This window comes from Micromonospora sp. L31 (genome assembly GCF_052068075.1).
Classification (GTDB): domain Bacteria; phylum Actinomycetota; class Actinomycetes; order Mycobacteriales; family Micromonosporaceae; genus Micromonospora; species Micromonospora purpureochromogenes.
Genome location: NZ_JBQHDC010000007.1, coordinates 227991 through 243868, shown reverse-complemented (window position 1 = coordinate 243868; position 15878 = coordinate 227991). Strand labels below are relative to the sequence as shown.

The following is a 15878-nucleotide window of genomic DNA, read 5'->3' as shown; positions in this document are numbered from 1 at the left end:
GGAGGTCTGGCGGTTTCGGGGATGTGCGCGTCGGTGGGGGCGGTTAGCGTGTCCTTCCACGCGGTCGGTCACCCGGCCGCGCCCTGGGGGTGGGGAGGACAGATGAGGCTGCCGCGTTCCGGCGCCGGCTGGACGATCGCGGTCTTCGGCGTGCTGGCGCTCCTGCTCGGCGCGCTCGGGTTGGTCTGGCCCGAGGCGCAGTTGCGGATGCTCGGCTTCGAGGTGCCCGCGCGGCGGTCGGCCGGCGACTACACCGGCACGTTCCTCACCGCCTCCTCGATGGCCTCGTTCAACATGGGCGTCTACTACCTGCTGGCGGTCGCCACCGAGTGGCGGGCCTTCTACCGGTTCACGGTCGTCTTCCGGCTGGTCACCTTCACCGTCTTCACCCTGATCGTGCTGGCCGACGTCGCGCCGGACCGCTTCCTCGGCGTCGCTGCATGGGAGGGGCTGGGGGCGGTCGCCACCGCCGTCGGCCTGCGCTGGGACGCCCGCCGGGCGGTCGCGCCGACAGCCGTCGATGGCCCGGACGGCGTCGGGCCGGGTGCCGGTGAGAGCGCCGGTCCCGCACCGGCCGCCGGTACGGTCCGCTGAGCGCTCCGGCGAGACGGGTATTTTCAGAGCTGTGACCGAGACCCCGCCCGGCGCCCTCCGGCTGCCCATCGTGCCCGGTCTGACCGATCTGAAGGTGTTTGCCCGGGGTGGCTATGCGACCGTCTACCGGGCCACGCAGATCTCGGTGGGGCGCGAGGTCGCCGTCAAGGTGGAGAACCGCACGCTGGACAGCGAGCGGGACCAGGCCCGGTTCCTCCGGGAGGCGCGCGCCGCCGGGAAGATGTCGTCCCACCCGCACGTGGTGGACCTCTTCGACGTCGGGGTCACCGTCGACCAGCACCCTTATCTGATCATGGAGCTCTGCGACGGCTCGTACGCCGAGCGGATGCGGACCTCGCCGCTCGGCCCGGCGGAGACCCGCGACCTCGGCATCAAGATCGCTGACGCGCTGGCCCACTCCCACGCGGCCGGGGTGCTGCACCGCGACGTCAAGCCGGCCAACATCCTGCACTCGCACTTCAACCCGGCGGTGCTGGCCGACTTCGGGCTGGCGGTGCTGGCCGAGGTGCGCGACGCCTCGGTCACCCTGGAGGTGCTCACCCCGGCGTACGCCCCGCCGGAGATGTTCAGCCACAGCCCGCCCTCGCCGGCCGTCGACGTGTACGCGCTCTGCGCCACCCTCTACGCGGTGATGCACGGCCGCCCGCCGCGCTGGCAGTCGGAGCGGAACCCGAGCCTGGTCACCGTGCTGGAGATGTTCAACCAGCCCATCCCGGAGCTGCCCGGGGTGCCGACCGAACTGGTCGACGTGCTGCGCGCCGGGATGTCCAACGACCCGGGCGCGCGTCCGTCCGCGCTCGAGCTGCGGGACCTGCTCACCGCCCTGCCGCTCGGCGCGGTCCCGTCGTCCCCGGTCAGCGGGGCGCCGGTGAGCGGAGCGCCGATCTCCGGGGGCCCCTCCGGGCCGTACACCGTGGACCGGTCCGGCCCGCCGCGGCCGGTGCCCGAGGACGCCCACCCGACCGTGCCGCACGGGCGACGCCGGCGGCGGCGGTGGTTCCTCGGCGGCGCCGCGGTCCTCGCCCTGGCCGCCTCGGCGAGCGCCGGTGCCTGGGTCGCCGGCAACGCCGCGTCCGTGGCCGCCCCCACGCCGACGCCGACCGCCACCGGATCCGCCTCGCCGGCCGCGTGGGGCTCGCTGCCGGGCTGCGGCGCCGGCTCGTCCACCCTGACCCTGCCCCCCGGGGCACACTGCGCGTCCGGGCTGGAGTGCTTCGGGCCGGTCCGGTTGCGCGGCGACCGGGCCGTGGCGCCGCAGGTGTCCTGCGACGGCCGGCACACCTGGGAGACCTATGTGGAGGGTGAGCTGCCTTCCGCGCTGGTCGGCGCCGGGCACGCCGCGATCAGCGCGGACCCGACCGTCCGCCGGGTCTGCAACGCGCGGACCTTCCGGCTCACCAGCGGGTTGGCCTATCCCACCGGCTGGAACCTGGAGGTCCTGCCGCCGAGCGGCACGGACGCCGGCCGGACCTACCGTTGCCTGGCGGGCAAGGGCGTGGACGCACTCGCCTCGCCCACCCTCATCGGTCCCTGAGGTCGTCCAGCTCCTCCAGCTTCCTGCGGACGGCCGCGCTGTCGAGCGCGTCGAGGGTGTCCGCGTCGAGCACCGGGGGGCCGGCGTCCGGCGGCCCCGGCGGGGTGACGCCCGTCGCCGAGGGCTGCTCGCGCAGGGCGGCCACGGCGGTGCCGGCGACCGTGGCGAGCAGCACGCAGAGCAGCGCCAGCCCCACCGTCAGGATGTTGGCGGGGTGCCGCACGAGCAGGGTCACCAGCACCGCGACGGCGGCGAGCGACGCGACCGCCGCCACGGCGCGCGGGTCCGGCCTGAGGATTCGTCCCACCCGACAAGCATCTCCGGGTGGGACGCGCTGTCAATCCGCGCACCGGTGGGTCGCGGCGGCGGATCCGCCGGCGACCCGGTGCGATGATCCGACCACTTCGTCCGAAGGAGGAACGCCGATGCGCCGGACGTCCCGGATCGTCGTCGCACTGCTGGTGTCGGGCCCGCTCGGCGCCTGCGGGTCGGGCTCGTCGCCGGAGGAGGCGCGCCCCTCCGTGCTGGTCACCACCTCCGCCGCCGCACCCTCGCCGCCGCCGGCGACCCGATCGGCGGCGCCGGTGTCCCGCGCTGAGGCCCTGTCCCGCTACGTGACCGCTACCTACGGCGGCGACCACCGGTACGTCGGTGACTGCGCCGGCGCCCGGCCGGACCCGAGGGGCGTCTGCTCGCTGGAGAAGGCCATCGTGGACGCCGGCACCGTGTACGCCGTCGGCGCGCCGTACAGCGAGATCGACGCCTTCCTGCTGCTGCGTGCGGACGCCGCCGGTTGGCGGGTGGTCGACGATCACGTGCCGCCGGAGTCGGGCGGGCCGACATCCGGGCCGGAGCCGGACTGGTTCGAGGAGGTCGGCTCCTGAGTGGCGGAAGGATGCCAAACAGCGTCGACAATGAAAATTTCGTTACATCCTCCGGATAATTGGTCCCTTTGATGGCGTTTCGCCGGGCCGCGATCGTTGTCTGCCGCCCCTAGGGTGACGGAGGTCGAGGGTCACCTCGACGTATCCCCGTCCTCCACCGGAAGGCAGCACATGCCACGTACTTCCCGGTCCCTGGCCGCGGCAGGAATCGCCGGCCTCTTCCTCGCCGGATCGGCGATCGCGCCCGCAACCGCGTCGCCCGTCACCACCGGCTGGGGTCGACCCACCACATCGGACCGCACCAGTCCCGCCGAGGCCCGGCGGGTCGACCGCGTGCCCACGCCCAAGCTCGACTGGTACGCCTGCTACGGCTACGCCGAGTGCGCGACCACCCGGTTGCCGCTGGACTACGACCAGCCCAAGGGGGCCACCACCGAGATCGCGCTGCTCCGGGTCAAGGCACGCGACCAGCAGAGCCGGATCGGCAGCCTCTTCCTCAACCCGGGCGGCCCCGGCGGCTCCGGCACCGACATCGCGCTCGCCGCGCCGTACTTCCTCTCCGACGAACTGCTGGACCGCTTCGACATCGTCGGGGTCGACCCGCGCGGCGTCGCCGCCAGCGACAACGTCAAGTGCTTCCCGTCCGTCAAGGACCAGACCAGGGCGTACGCCGGGCTGAACGTGGCGTTCCCGTGGACGAAGGCCGAGGAGAAGGCGTACATCGCCTCGTCGAAGGCGGTCGGTCGGGCCTGCTCCACCACGGGCAAGCCGCTCACCGGGGCGATGTCCACCGCCGAGGTCGCCCGGGACATGGAGGTGCTGCGCCGGGCGGTGGGCGACAAGAAGCTGAGCTACCTCGGCTTCAGCTACGGCACCGCGCTCGGCCAGTACTACGCCAACATGTTCCCGGACCGGTTCCGGGCGCTGGCCGTCGACGGGATGCTCGACCCGAACGCCTGGGTCGGCCAGGGCAAGGCCCGCGGCGAGCTCCAGGAGACCCGGCTGCGCAGCGCCGACGGCGCGTACCAGGCGCTGCGCGAGATCCTGCTCCGCTGCGACAAGGCCGGCGAGGAGAAGTGCTCCCTGGCGGCCGGCGACCCGGTCGCCTCGTACGAGCTGGTGGCGCAGCGGCTGCGCAAGAAGCCGGTGGTGATCGAGGACCCGGACGGCGGGTCGTTCACCGTCACCTACGCCGACTTCGTCGGCGCCAGCCTCAGCTCCCTCTACAGCCCGTACGGCTACGCCGACATCGCCTCGATCACCGCCGACCTGCTGGTGCTCACCGATCCGGGATCGGCCACCGCGGCCCGCCTGGCGCAGGCCCGCACGGCCGTCGCCAAGCGCGCCGAGCAGGCCCGGCAGCAGCGCCGGTACGACTTCCCGTACAACAACGGGCTGGAGACGTTCCTCGGTGTCGACTGCACCGACGCGTACCACCCGAAGGACGCGGGTGCCTGGCCGGCGCTGACGGCCAAGGAGGACAAGCGGGCCCCGTACTTCGGGCGGGCCTGGGGCTGGAGCGCCGCGCCGTGCGCCCGGGACACCTGGACGGTGCGCGACGAGGACGCCTACACCGGTCCGTTCAACCGGAAGACCAGCGCCCCGGTGCTGGTGGTCGGCAACTACTGGGACCCGGCCACCAACTACGACGCGGCGGTCAGCTCGGCGAAGCTGCTGCCGAACAGCCGGCTGCTCAGCAGCGACAGCTGGGGGCACACCGCCTACGGGACGTCCGCCTGCGTGACCGGCGCCGTCGACGCCTACCTGCTCAAGGGCACGTTGCCGAAGAAGGGCACCCTCTGCACCGGTGACGTGCAGCCCTTCGTCGAGGTGCCGGCCGCGCCGGAGACGTCGCGGGCCGCCGCGCCGAAGAGCGCGCTGGCCGCCGAGGGCGAGCCGGCCCGGGGCGAGCCGAAGCGGCTCCCCCCGGTCGTCGCGCCGCGGCCCGCCGTGGGCACGCTGACGGTGCGCTGACGGTTCGGTGAAGGACGCCGGGGTACGGCGGGCGCTCGGGTCGCCTGTCGTACCCCGGTCACTTTCCACGCCGTTCCGATGACCACCGAAGTGGTGGGAAACCGCTACTCTCGGTGTTTCGCAGGCCCTGTCCGTCAGCGAGGTAGTTCGATGAACGACAGCTCCTCCCCGAGGTTCCGCTCGGTCGCGACCACGCTGGCCGTGGCGCTGACCCTGACGCTGGCCGCCGCGGCCGGTTGCGACAACCGGCAGGATCCGCCGCTCCCCTCGGTGCTGGACAAGTTGCGCGAGTCGCACATCGACGGCCAGCCGAAGATCAGGATCGGGGTGGCGGCCACCGAGCCGCTGATGGGCGAGCTGCGCAACGGCACGTACGTCGGCTTCGACGTCGAGATCGCCCGGTACATCGCCGCCTCGCTGGGCTACGAGGGCGACCAGCGGATCGACTTCGTCTCGCTGGCCACCGAGGACCGCATCCCGGCCCTCCAGGGCGGTGTGGTCGACCTGGTGGTCTCCAGTTTCTCGATCACCGAGGAGCGCAAGAAGCAGGTCGGCTTCGCCGGGCCGTACTTCGTCACCACCCAGGAGGTGATGGTCCCGAACCGGTTGAAGGACAAGATCCGCACCATCGAGGACCTTCGCGACCCGGCGTACAAGATCTGCACCAGTGGCGGCTCCACCACCGAGGCCGAGCTGGAGAAACACCAGGTCAAGGCGCTGGTGGTGAAGCGGGTCGGCGACTGCGTCAACGGCATCCGCGAGGGGCGGTACGACGCGGTCAGTTCCGACGAGACCATCCTCGCCGGCTTCCTCTCCCAGTACCCGACCGAGTTCGAGATCGTCGACATGCCGTTCGGCACCAGCGAGACGCTCGGCATCGGGGTGCCGATCGGCGATCCGGCCCTGCGCGACCTGGTCGCCTTCTTCCTCGACAAGAGCTACCAGCAGGGGCGCAGCGGGATCAGCAGCCCCTGGCTGACCGCGTACAACCGAACGCTGGGGCCCTGGATGAAGGCGCCGAAGTCACAGCCGCAGCCGCTGGACGTACCCAAGCTGGTCGACTTCGACGACAAGGCGCCCCGGCGGTGAGCGCCCCGGCGGTGCCCGCCCAGCGTGACGTGGGCCCCGCCGGGCCGGCGCGGGAGGGGAGCGACCCGGCCGAGCGGCGGGCCCGGGCCAGCCAGTCGTTCTGGACGGCCGTGGTCGGCGTGCCGGCGATCTTCTCCGTGCTCCGGCTCGGCGTCGAGGCCGGCGGCGAACTCCAGACCACCCTGCTCCTGGTGGCGAACGTCGGCCCGGTGAACCTGCTGGCCGGCTTCCTCACCACGGCCGCCCGCCTGCTCTCCACGGGCCTGGTCGCGGTCTTCGCGCTCGGCGCGGTGCTCCGGGTGAGCGTGGAGCGGATGCCGGCCAGCTTCCGCCGGCCGCTCTTCGCCCGCTGGGTGGACATCACCCCGGCCTGGTTCGTGGTCGCCAGCTTCCTGCTCGCCCTGGTCACCTGGCAGCTGCTCTACCTGCCGCTGCTGATCCCGGCGTTCGTCGCCGCCTTCCAGCTCACCCCGGCCCGGTTGCACGAGCAGGTCGCGCCCCGGCTGCTGCTGCTCGCCGCCCTGTTCGTCGGGTACGCCTGGCTGCTCGCGCCGACCCTGCGGGACGCCTGGCGGCAGGGGGAACTGCTGGCCCTGCTGCTGCTCGTCGCGCCGCCACTGCTCGCGCTCGGCGTCACCGGTCCGCTGCCGGCGGCGGTGATCCGGCCACTGGCGTCGCTGACCGAGGCGGCCGTACTCGCCATGCTGGTCTGGGCCGCGCTGCCGGTGATCAGCACGCCGGTGCTACCGCTCACCGTCACCACCGTGGAGTCGACGCCCGGCGTCACCGAGGACGTCCGGGGGCACGTGGTGACCGTGGACGACGTCAACGTGGTGCTGCTCCAGGAGCGCGGCGGCGTCCGCTACGTGCCGGTGGACCAGGTGCGCGCCCAGGTGCTCTGCCCCAGCGAGGAGGAGCTGCCCCGGCACCGGTTGCGCATCCGCGACTTCCACGTCGAGGACTCGCTGCTGGAGGGGACGGGCCGGCGGGTGCGCCCGGTGCACCGCATCGACGCCGCCTGCCGCGCCGTGCGCTGAGCTCCACCGCCACGACGGCTGGACCACCGATCGGCCTCCGCCGCTTCTGACCGCCCGGGCCGGGGGATTCTGGCCAGCGGGCCCGGCCCGGGAGTCGAACTCGCTCAGTAGGACTTGTCCTGGCCAAGGACGTGCTGGGCGACGAAGTTGAGGATCATCTCCCGGCTGACCGGGGCGATCCGGCCGGCGCGTACCGCGCCGAGCAGGGTGGCCACGCCGTACTCGGTGGTCATGCCGGCCCCGCCGAGGGCCTGCACGGCGGTGTCCACGGCCAGCGCGGCGGCCTCGCCGGCGGCGTACTTGGCCATGTTGCCGGAGATGCCGGCCTCCAGGTCCCGGCCGGCGTCGTAGAGGGTGGCCGCCTTGTGGATCATCAGTCGGGCCAGTTCCACCTGCACCGCCGCGTGTGCGAGGGGATGGGCCACGCCCTGGTGCGAGCCGATGCTCCGCCCACCCCAGACCTTGCGGGTCGCGGTGTACTCGCTGGCCCGCTCGATCGCGTACCGGCCGGTGCCAGCGCCCATCGCGGCGACGGTGATCCGCTCCGGATTGAGCCCGGCGAACAGCGCCGGCAGTCCGGCGTCCAGGGACTCGCCGACCAGCGCGTCGGCGGGCAGCCGCACGTCGTCGAGGTAGAGCAGGAACTGGTTCTCCGGGGAGAGGATCTCCATGTCCAGCTTGGAGCGGGTCAGCCCCGGCGCGTCGGTCGGCACGATGAACAGCGCCGGCTTCAGCTTCTGAGGGGACGCGTCCCCTGAGCCGCCCGGGCCGTCCCCGACGGCGACACGGGCCACGACCAGCACGTACTGCGCCTCGTCGACCCCCGAGATGTAGCACTTGCGGCCGGAGAGCAGCCAGTCGTCGCCGTCGCGGCGGGCCACCGTGCCGAGCCGGTGGAAGTTCGAGCCGGCCTCCGGCTCGGTGATCGCGAAGACGATCTTCTGGGTGCCGTCGGCCAGGCCGGGCAGGTGGCGCTTGCGCTGCTCGTCGGTGCCGTGCTTGTTGATCACCGTGGCGGCGATGGCCGGGGAGACCACCAGCAGCAGCAGCGGGCAGCCCGCCGCCGCCAGCTCCTCGCAGACGAGGGCCAGTTCGGTGATGCCGCCGCCCCCGCCGCCGTACTCGGTGGGGATGTTGACGCCGAGGTAGCCGAGCCGGCCGGCCTCGCTCCACAGCTCGGTGGTGTGTTCCCCCGACTTCGCTTTCGCCACGAAATAGGAGTGACCGTACCTGCGGCCCAGCGCGCGGACGGCGTCGCGGAGCTGGTCCTGCTCTGGGGTGAGGTCGAAGTTCATCGCGGGTCCTCCTCGGGGTTGACCACGGCCAGCACGGCGCCGGTGTCGACCTGGCCGCCGGCCGGCACCGGCAGTTCGGCGACCACGCCGTCGGTCGGGGCGAGCACGGGGTGTTCGAGCTTCATCGCTTCCAGGGTCAGCAGCAGGTCGCCGGCGGCGACCCGCTGACCGACCGCCACGTGCAGCCGGCTCACCGCGCCGGGCAGCGGCGCCAGCAGCGACCCGGCCGCCAGCTCCGTGGTGGGCAGGGGGAACCGGGGCAGCTCGGTCAGGCTCGTCGCCCCGTCCGGGCCGTCCACGAAGACCGCCGACCCCACCCGGTGTACGCGGAACGCCCGGCGCACGCCGTCCACGTCGAGCACGACCCGGTCCGGCCTCGCCTGCACCAGCGCGACCGTCGGCGGCTGCCCGGACCGGTCGGCTCCGACCGGGTCGGCCCCCGCCGCGGGCCCTGGCCCCGCCGGCGGCCCGTCGGCCGAGGTCACGCCGGGGTCGGTGTGCCACTGCGCCAGTGCGCCGGCGCGGTCCAGCCGGTAGCGCACCTCGATCTCGCCGCCGTCCGGCCCGGCGTAGCGGGTGACCTGGGGGAACGCCGGCACGTTCCGCCAGCCGGAGGGGAGCCCGGCGAGCACGCCCGCCTCGGCGCGGCGGGCGGCGGCCGAGGCGAGCGCGGCGGCCAGCGCCGTTAGCGGCGACCGGTCGGCGGGGAGCAGCGGGGCGAAGACCTCGGGGTGCCGGTCCAGGAAGCCGGTGTCCGCCTCGGCCGCCGCGAACTCAGCGCTGCGCAGTACCCGGACCAGCAGGTCCCGGTTGGTGGCGACGCCGTGGAACTCGGCCCGGGCCAGCGCACCCGCCAGCGCCCGGACCGCCTCCGCCCGGGTCGGCGCCCAGGCGACCAGCTTGGCCAGCATCGAGTCGTAGTGCACGCCCACCGTCGAGCCGTCCGTCACGCCCGAGTCCAGTCGCAGCCCCTTCGTCGGGGCGAACGCGCCGGCCACCCCCGGGACGGCGAACCGGTGCAACGTGCCGGTCGCGGGACGGAAGCCCTGGGCCGGGTCCTCCGCGCAGAGGCGTACCTCGATCGCGTGGCCGTCGGTCGGCGGGGTCGCCGCCACCGGCAGCGGCTCGCCCTCGGCGACCAGCAGTTGCAGCCGGACCAGATCCAGTCCGGTGACCGCCTCGGTGACCGGGTGCTCCACCTGGAGTCGGGTGTTCATCTCCAGGAAGAAGAACTCGCCGGTCGGGGCGAGCAGGAACTCCACCGTGCCCGCACCGACGTAGTCGACGGCCCGGCCGGCGGCGACCGCCGCCTCGTGCAGCCGCTGCCGCAGCTGCGGCCCGACGACGGCCGGGGCCTCTTCGACGATCTTCTGGTGCCGGCGCTGGATCGAGCAGTCCCGCTCGCCCAGGGCGACCACGGTGCCGTGGGTGTCGCCGAAGATCTGCACCTCGACGTGCCGGCCGCGCTCCACGTACCGCTCGACGAAGACCGTGCCGTCGCCGAACGCGGCGGCCGCCTCGCGGCGCGCGGAGGCGACGGCCTCGGCGAGGTCGGCGGCGTCGCGGACCACGCGCATGCCCCGCCCGCCGCCGCCGGCGGACGCCTTGACCAGCACCGGGAAGTCGGTGATCTGGTCGGGGTCGGTCCAGGTCGGCAGCATCGGCACGCCCGCCTCGGCGAGCAGCGCCTTCGCCTCCATCTTGTCGCCCATCGCGGCGATCGCCTTGGCCGGTGGGCCGACCCAGGTCAGCCCCGCGTCGGTCACCGCCGCGGCGAACTCGGCGTTCTCGGCGAGGAAGCCGTAACCCGGGTGGACGGCGTCCGCGCCGGTCCGCCGGGCCGCGTCCAGGATCTTCTCGATCCGCAGGTACGTCTCGGCCGGCGTGTTTCCCGGCAGGCGCACCGCGTGGTCGGCCTCGGCCACGAACGGCGCGTCGGCGTCGGCGTCCGAGTGCACGGCGACCGTCTCGACGCCGAGCGCCCGGCAGGTGGCGAAGACCCGGCGGGCGATCTCGCCCCGGTTGGCCACGAGCAGTCGGTTGATCATGAGTGGCCCCTCTACATCCGGAAGACGCCGAAACCGTCGGCGCCCTTCACCGGTCCGTTGTGGATCGCCGACAGGCAGAGCCCGAGGACGGTACGGGTGTCCCGGGGGTCGATCACCCCGTCGTCGTAGAGCCGGCCGGAGAGGAAGAGCGCGCCGGACTGGGACTCGATCTGCTGCTCGACCATCATCCGCATCGCCGCGTCGGACTCCTCGTCAAAGGAGCGCCCCCGGGCGGCGGCGGCCTGCCGGGCGACGATGGAGAGCACCCCGGCGAGCTGCGCCGGCCCCATCACCGCCGACTTCGCGTTCGGCCAGGTGAACAGGAATCGCGGCTCGTACGCCCGGCCGCACATGCCGTAGTTGCCGGCGCCGTAGGAGGCGCCCAGGTTGACCGTCAGGTGCGGCACCCTCGAGTTCGAGACCGCGTTGATCATCAACGCGCCGTGCTTGATGATGCCGCGCTGCTCGTACTCGGTGCCGACCATGTAGCCGGTGGTGTTCTGCAGGAAGACCAGCGGGATGTCGGCGGCGTTCGCGAGCTGGATGAACTGGGCCGCCTTCTGCGCCTCCTCGCTGAACAGCACGCCCCGGGCGTTGGCCAGCACCCCGACCGGGTACCCGTGCAGCTCGCTCCAGCCGGTGACCAGCGCCGTGCCGTAGGCCGGTTTGAACTCGTCGAACTCGCTGCCGTCGAGGACCCGGGCCAGCACCTCGCGGGGGTCGAAGGGCACCTTGAGGTCGGCGCTGGCGATGCCGAGCAGCTCCTCCGGGTCGTACTTGGGAGGCTGGGGGACTCCGGTGCGCGGCGACGGGCCCTGCTTGCGCCAGTTGAGCCGGCGCACGCACTGCCGGGCCAGCCGGATGCCGTCCCGCTCGTCCTCGGCGAGAAAGTCGGCCAACCCGGACGTCGAGGCGTGCATCGCCGCCCCGCCGAGGGACTCGTCGTCGGTGACCTCGCCGGTGGCCATCTTCACCAGCGGCGGGCCGGCCAGGTACACCTGCGAACGGTCCCGGATCATGATGACGTGGTCGGACATCCCGGGCACGTACGCGCCGCCGGCGGTGGCGTTGCCGAAGACCACGCTGACCGTGGGGATCTTCGCCGCGGAGAGCCGGGTCAGGTCGCGGAACACCCGGCCGCCCGGGATGAAGATCTCCGCCTGGGTGGGCAGGTCGGCGCCGGCCGACTCGACCAGGTTGACCATCGGCAGCCGGTTGGCCAGGGCGATCTCCCCGGCCCGCCGGGTCTTCGCCAGCGACCAGGGGTTGACCGCGCCGCCGCGTACCGTCGGGTCGTTGGCGACGACCAGGCACTCCACGCCCTCGACCACGCCGATGCCGGTCACCACGCTGGCCCCGACCGGGAAGTCGGTGCCGTACGCCGCCACCGGGGACAGCTCCAGGAACGGGCTGTCCGGGTCGAGCAGCAGCTCGATCCGCTCCCGGGGGAGCAGCTTGCCGCGCGCGTGGTGCCGGGTCACGTACTTCTCGCCACCGCCGGCCCGGGCCCGGTCCAGCGTGGCGTCCAGCTCGGCGAGGCGTTCCAGCAGCGCCTCCCGGTTGGCCCGGTAGGTCGGCGAGGCGGGGTCGAGTGTGCTGTCCAGTGTGCTCACAGGCCCATGCCCTTCGCGATGATCTCGTTCATGATCTCGGTGGTGCCGCCGCCGATGCCGAGGATCCGGGCGTCCCGGTAGTGCCGCTCCACCTCGGCGTCGCGCAGGTAGCCGAAGCCGCCGTGCAGTTGCAGCGCCTGGTCGACCACCTGGTCGCAGGCGGCCACCGCGACGTTCTTCGCCATCGCCACCTCGGTCACCACCGGCTCGCCCGCCGCGACCCGGGTGGCCACCTCGTGCACGTACGCCCGGGCCGCCTCGGCGCGGGTGTGCATCTCGGCGAGCCGGTGCCGAATCAGCTGCCGGCTGGCCAGCGGGCGGCCGAAGGTGGCCCGGTCCCGGCACCAGCGGGTGGCCAGCTCCACGCAGCGCTGCGCGGTCGCGTACGCCTGGGTGGCCAGCGAGAGCCGCTCCGCGGCGAAGTGCTGCATGATCGCGAGGAAGCCGGTGTTCTCCTCGCCGATCCGGTTGGTCACCGGCACCCGGACGTCGACGAAGGACAGTTCTGCGGTGTCCGAGCAGTGCCAGCCCAGCTTCTCCAGCCGGCGCCCGACGGTGAAGCCGGGCGTGCCCTTGTCGATGACCAGCAGGCTGAGCTCGCCGCTGCCCGGGAAGTCGGTGCAGACCGCGGTGGTCACGAAGTCGGCGCGCACTCCGCTGGTGATGTAGGTCTTCGAGCCGTTCACCACGTAGTGGTCGCCGTCGCGGCGGGCGGTGGTGCGGATCGCGGCGACGTCCGAGCCGCCGTCCGGCTCGGTGATCGCCAACGCGCCGATCATCGTCCCGGCCAGGGTGGGCCGGACGTACCGGTCGACCAGGTCGTCGTCGCCCCGGAGCTGGCCGCCCCCGAGCCGGCCGCGGAGCAGGCCACCGCTCTGGCCGCCGGCGGCGGCGACCATGTGCGGCAGCGCGATGCCGTGCGTGAAGAGCGCCGCGATCAGCCCCGACGAGCCGCCCGAGCGGATGATCTCCTCGGTGACGACGATCGAGTCGAGCAGGTCGCCGCCGCTGCCGCCGACCGACTCGGGGAACCCGATGCCGAGCAGGCCGATCTTCGCGGCGGTGGCGTGCAGCTCGCGCGGCACCTCGCCGGCCCGCTCCCAGTCGGCCAGGTGCGGCAGCACCTCCCGGGTGACGAAGGCCCGGGTCAGCTCGCGCAGCTGCCGCCGTTCCGGGGTGTCCACGATGGTCATGCGCCGGCCTCCCCGACTCGTTCCGGTGGACCCGTCGGCAGGTCTGCGGGCAGGTCGACGACCCGGCAGCGCAGCAGCTCCCCGAGGGTCTTGGCCTGCGGGTCGAACCGCGTGGAGGCGGCCACGCCCTGCCCGAGCAGGCCCCGCACCACGAAGTTGACCGCCCGCAGGTGGGGCAGCTCGTACCGCTCCACGGTCAGCGGGGCGGTCTCCGGCAGCAGTTCGGCCAGCCGCTCGACGGTGAGCCAGCCGCGCAGCCAGGCGTACGTGGCGTCGGTGCGGGCCCAGACGCCCAGGTTGGCGTCGCCGCCCTTGTCGCCGGAGCGCGCCCCGACCAGTTCGCCCAGCGGCGCCCGTCGGGTGGGGCCGGTGCCCGCCGGCCGTGTCGGCGCACCGCCGGTGTCCGGTACGACCTCCGTGGCGTGCGCGGCGGCGGCGTCGGTCCGGGTCGGCGGCGGGATCGGCACCCGTTCCCCGCCGGGCAGTATCGCGACGTGCTCGACGGCGTCCTGGGGCACGGTGTCGGCGGTGAAGACGCCGTACGGGGTGGCGTCGCCGGGCAGCGTGGTCAGCGTGCAGCCGGGGTAGGAGGCCAGGGCCAGCTCCACCGCGGCCGCCGAGAAGGCCCGCCCGGCCCGCGCCTTGTCACCGTCGCGCAGGTGTACGTGCAGCAGCGCGCTCGCCGCCTCGGTGTCGGCCGCGTCCGGGTGGTCGGTGCGGGCCAGCGTGAACTCCAGCCCTTCCTTGCCGACCGCCTCCTCGAGCTGCCCTCGTACCAGGGCCGCCTTGGCGGGGACGTCCAGTCCGCAGAGGACGAAGGTCATCGAGTTGCGGAACCCGCCGAGGTTGTTGACGCCGACCTTGAGGGTGTCCGGCGGCGGCGTGCCCCGGACGCCGGAGACGCGGACCCGGTCGGGCCCGTCCTGGTGCAGCCGTACCGTGTCCAGCCGGGTAACCACGTCCGGCCCCAGGTACGCCGGGCCGCCCACCTCGTACAGCAGCTGCGCGGTGACGGTCTCGACGGTGACCGCGCCGCCGGTGCCGGGGTGCTTGGTGAGCACCGAGGAACCGTCCGGGTGGATCTCCGCGATCGGGAAACCGGGTCGGTGGCCGCCGTCGGGCAGCTCGGTGAAGAAGCTGAAGTTGCCGCCGGTGACCTGCGCCCCGCACTCGATCAGGTGCCCGGCGACGGTCGCCCCGGCCAGCGCGTCCAGGTCGTCCCGGCCCCAGCCGAACCGGGCGATCGCCGGCCCGACGGCCAGCGAGGCGTCGGTGACCCGGCCGGTGACCACCACGTCCGCCCCGGCGTCGAGGCAGGCGGCGATGCCGAACGCGCCGAGATAGACGTTCGCGGTGAGCGCGTCGGGACGGGCGAGGGCGTCGCCCTCGACGTACCCGATCCGGGCGGTGAGGCCGAGCCGGTCGGCGAGCGAGCCGATCGCGGCGGCCAGGCCGGCCGGGTTCAGCCCGCCGGCGTTGGTCACGATCCGCACGCCCCGGTCCAGCGCGGTGCCGAGGCAGCCTTCCATCTGGCGGAGGAACGTCTTCGCGTATCCCAGGGCGGGGTCGCGCATCCGGTCGCGGCCGAGGATCAGCATGGTCAGCTCGGCCAGGTAGTCGCCGGTGAGCACGTCCAGCTCGCCGCCGTCGAGCATCTCCCGCCAGGCCGTGGCGCGGTCGCCGTAGAAGCCGGAGGCGTTGCCGACCCGGAGCGGGGCGCTCATGCCGGGGCTCCGGCGCCGCTCGCCGGGCGCGGCTCCCGGCCGGCGCCGGGCGGCCCGGCGAAGGCCTGCGCCACGTCCAGCCACTCGTCGGCGGTGGCGCCGGTGGCGGTCAGGGCCAGGTCGGCGCGGTGCCGGCGCTGGGTGACCAGCAGGCAGAAGTCGAGCGCCGGGCCGGTGACCCGGTCCGCCGCGTCCGCCGGCCCAAAGGCCCAGACGTCGCCGGCCGAGCCGTCCGCGCTCGCGGCTGCGGGGCTCGCGAGCGCATCGCTCGCGCTCGCCGGCGCGGTCAGTTCGACCCGGACCGGGGCCGTGGGCAGCGTCCGGCCGTGGGCGGCGAAGCCGTGCCCGAGGGTACGGAAGCCGAGGTGGGCGACGTGCCGCAGCCGGGCGGTCGGGGCGCGGGTGACGCCCAGCGCGTCGGCCACGTCCTCGCCGTGCGCCCAGGTCTCCATGATCCGGGCGGTGGCCATCGAGGCGGGCGACATCCGGGTGCCGTACCAGGGCAACTTCTCCCCGGCGGGGACGGCCGTGAGGGCGTCGATGAGCGCGGCCCGGCCGGCACGCCAGCGGGCCAGCAGCTCGGCCGGCGGGGCCAGGAACCGCTCCGCGCCGTCGTCGACGAGCCGGCTCACGTCCGGCGCCGAGGTGACCGAGGCGTAGAAGGCGTCGACGTCGGTGGCGGCGAGCCGGGCCATCTCGTCGGTCCAGGCGAGGTGGGCGATCTGGTGGCCGACTGTCCACCCGGGAGCGGGGGTGGGCCGCGCCCACGCCTGCGGCGGCAGCGGCGCGACGAGGGCGTCGAGCTGCTCGGACTCGGCGGCCAGATCCGCGAGCAGTGCTGTCAGGTCGACCATGGTGCCTCCGGGGGCGGG

Annotated in this window: 13 protein-coding genes; 6 read left to right on the top strand and 7 right to left on the bottom strand. The window is 73.9% G+C overall.

The features are described 5' to 3' along the window. Positions 1-102 precede the first annotated feature (102 nt). On the top strand, positions 103-594 hold the full coding sequence (locus tag ACTMS9_RS20945; protein WP_441141946.1) for a hypothetical protein: 492 nt from the start codon (positions 103-105) through the stop codon (positions 592-594). Positions 595-625: 31 nt separating this feature from the next. Next, positions 626-2149, top strand: a complete 1524-nt coding sequence (locus tag ACTMS9_RS20940) for a serine/threonine-protein kinase (RefSeq protein WP_441165744.1) — start codon at positions 626-628, stop codon at positions 2147-2149. Here the strand turns inward: ACTMS9_RS20940 and ACTMS9_RS20935 are convergent. After that, positions 2136-2456, bottom strand: a complete 321-nt coding sequence (locus tag ACTMS9_RS20935) for a hypothetical protein (RefSeq protein ID WP_441165743.1) — start codon at positions 2454-2456, stop codon at positions 2136-2138. The two genes, ACTMS9_RS20940 and ACTMS9_RS20935, sit on opposite strands and share 14 nt — an antisense overlap. A 118-nt stretch (positions 2457-2574) precedes the next feature. On the opposite strand from ACTMS9_RS20935, the gene ACTMS9_RS20930 reads away from it, so the two are divergent. The 4 genes from ACTMS9_RS20930 (at position 2575) to ACTMS9_RS20915 (ending at position 7133) form a co-directional block, all read left to right on the top strand. Further along, a complete protein-coding gene (locus tag ACTMS9_RS20930; protein WP_441165742.1) occupies positions 2575-3033 on the top strand; it encodes a hypothetical protein in 459 nt (152 codons plus the stop codon). A gap of 171 nt (positions 3034-3204) precedes the next feature. After that, on the top strand, positions 3205-5007 hold the full coding sequence (locus tag ACTMS9_RS20925; RefSeq protein ID WP_441141950.1) for an alpha/beta hydrolase: 1803 nt from the start codon (positions 3205-3207) through the stop codon (positions 5005-5007). 150 nt (positions 5008-5157) lie between these two features. Next, a complete protein-coding gene (locus tag ACTMS9_RS20920; RefSeq protein ID WP_154941329.1) occupies positions 5158-6096 on the top strand; it encodes a transporter substrate-binding domain-containing protein in 939 nt (312 codons plus the stop codon). After that, the gene (locus ACTMS9_RS20915) at positions 6093-7133 is read left to right on the top strand and encodes a hypothetical protein (RefSeq protein WP_179802206.1); all 1041 of its coding nucleotides are present in this window, start codon (positions 6093-6095) and stop codon (positions 7131-7133) included. The genes ACTMS9_RS20920 and ACTMS9_RS20915 overlap by 4 nt, the downstream gene beginning before the upstream one ends. 104 nt (positions 7134-7237) lie before the next feature. Here ACTMS9_RS20915 and ACTMS9_RS20910 read toward each other — a convergent pair whose 3' ends face one another. Genes ACTMS9_RS20910 through ACTMS9_RS20885 form a run of 6 tightly spaced genes read right to left on the bottom strand, consistent with a single transcriptional unit; the run spans position 7238 to position 15860 of the window. After that, positions 7238-8428, bottom strand: coding sequence for an acyl-CoA dehydrogenase family protein (locus tag ACTMS9_RS20910; RefSeq protein WP_441141951.1), 1191 nt, complete (start codon positions 8426-8428; stop codon positions 7238-7240). Beyond that, on the bottom strand, positions 8425-10476 hold the full coding sequence (locus tag ACTMS9_RS20905; protein ID WP_441165741.1) for an acetyl/propionyl/methylcrotonyl-CoA carboxylase subunit alpha: 2052 nt from the start codon (positions 10474-10476) through the stop codon (positions 8425-8427). Before ACTMS9_RS20905 ends, ACTMS9_RS20910 begins: the two co-directional genes overlap by 4 nt. Positions 10477-10487: 11 nt before the next feature. Continuing rightward, positions 10488-12089 (bottom strand): acyl-CoA carboxylase subunit beta, encoded by a 1602-nt coding sequence (locus ACTMS9_RS20900; protein WP_441165740.1) that lies wholly within the window; start codon positions 12087-12089, stop codon positions 10488-10490. After that, positions 12086-13282: an acyl-CoA dehydrogenase family protein gene (locus ACTMS9_RS20895; protein WP_441165739.1), complete on the bottom strand. Its 1197-nt coding sequence runs from the start codon at positions 13280-13282 to the stop codon at positions 12086-12088. Before ACTMS9_RS20895 ends, ACTMS9_RS20900 begins: the two co-directional genes overlap by 4 nt. Further along, positions 13279-15006, bottom strand: a complete 1728-nt coding sequence (locus ACTMS9_RS20890) for an acyclic terpene utilization AtuA family protein (protein ID WP_441165738.1) — start codon at positions 15004-15006, stop codon at positions 13279-13281. The genes ACTMS9_RS20895 and ACTMS9_RS20890 overlap by 4 nt, the downstream gene beginning before the upstream one ends. Next, a complete protein-coding gene (locus ACTMS9_RS20885) occupies positions 15003-15860 on the bottom strand; it encodes a maleylpyruvate isomerase family mycothiol-dependent enzyme (RefSeq protein ID WP_441165737.1) in 858 nt (285 codons plus the stop codon). Before ACTMS9_RS20885 ends, ACTMS9_RS20890 begins: the two co-directional genes overlap by 4 nt. Positions 15861-15878 lie beyond the last annotated feature (18 nt).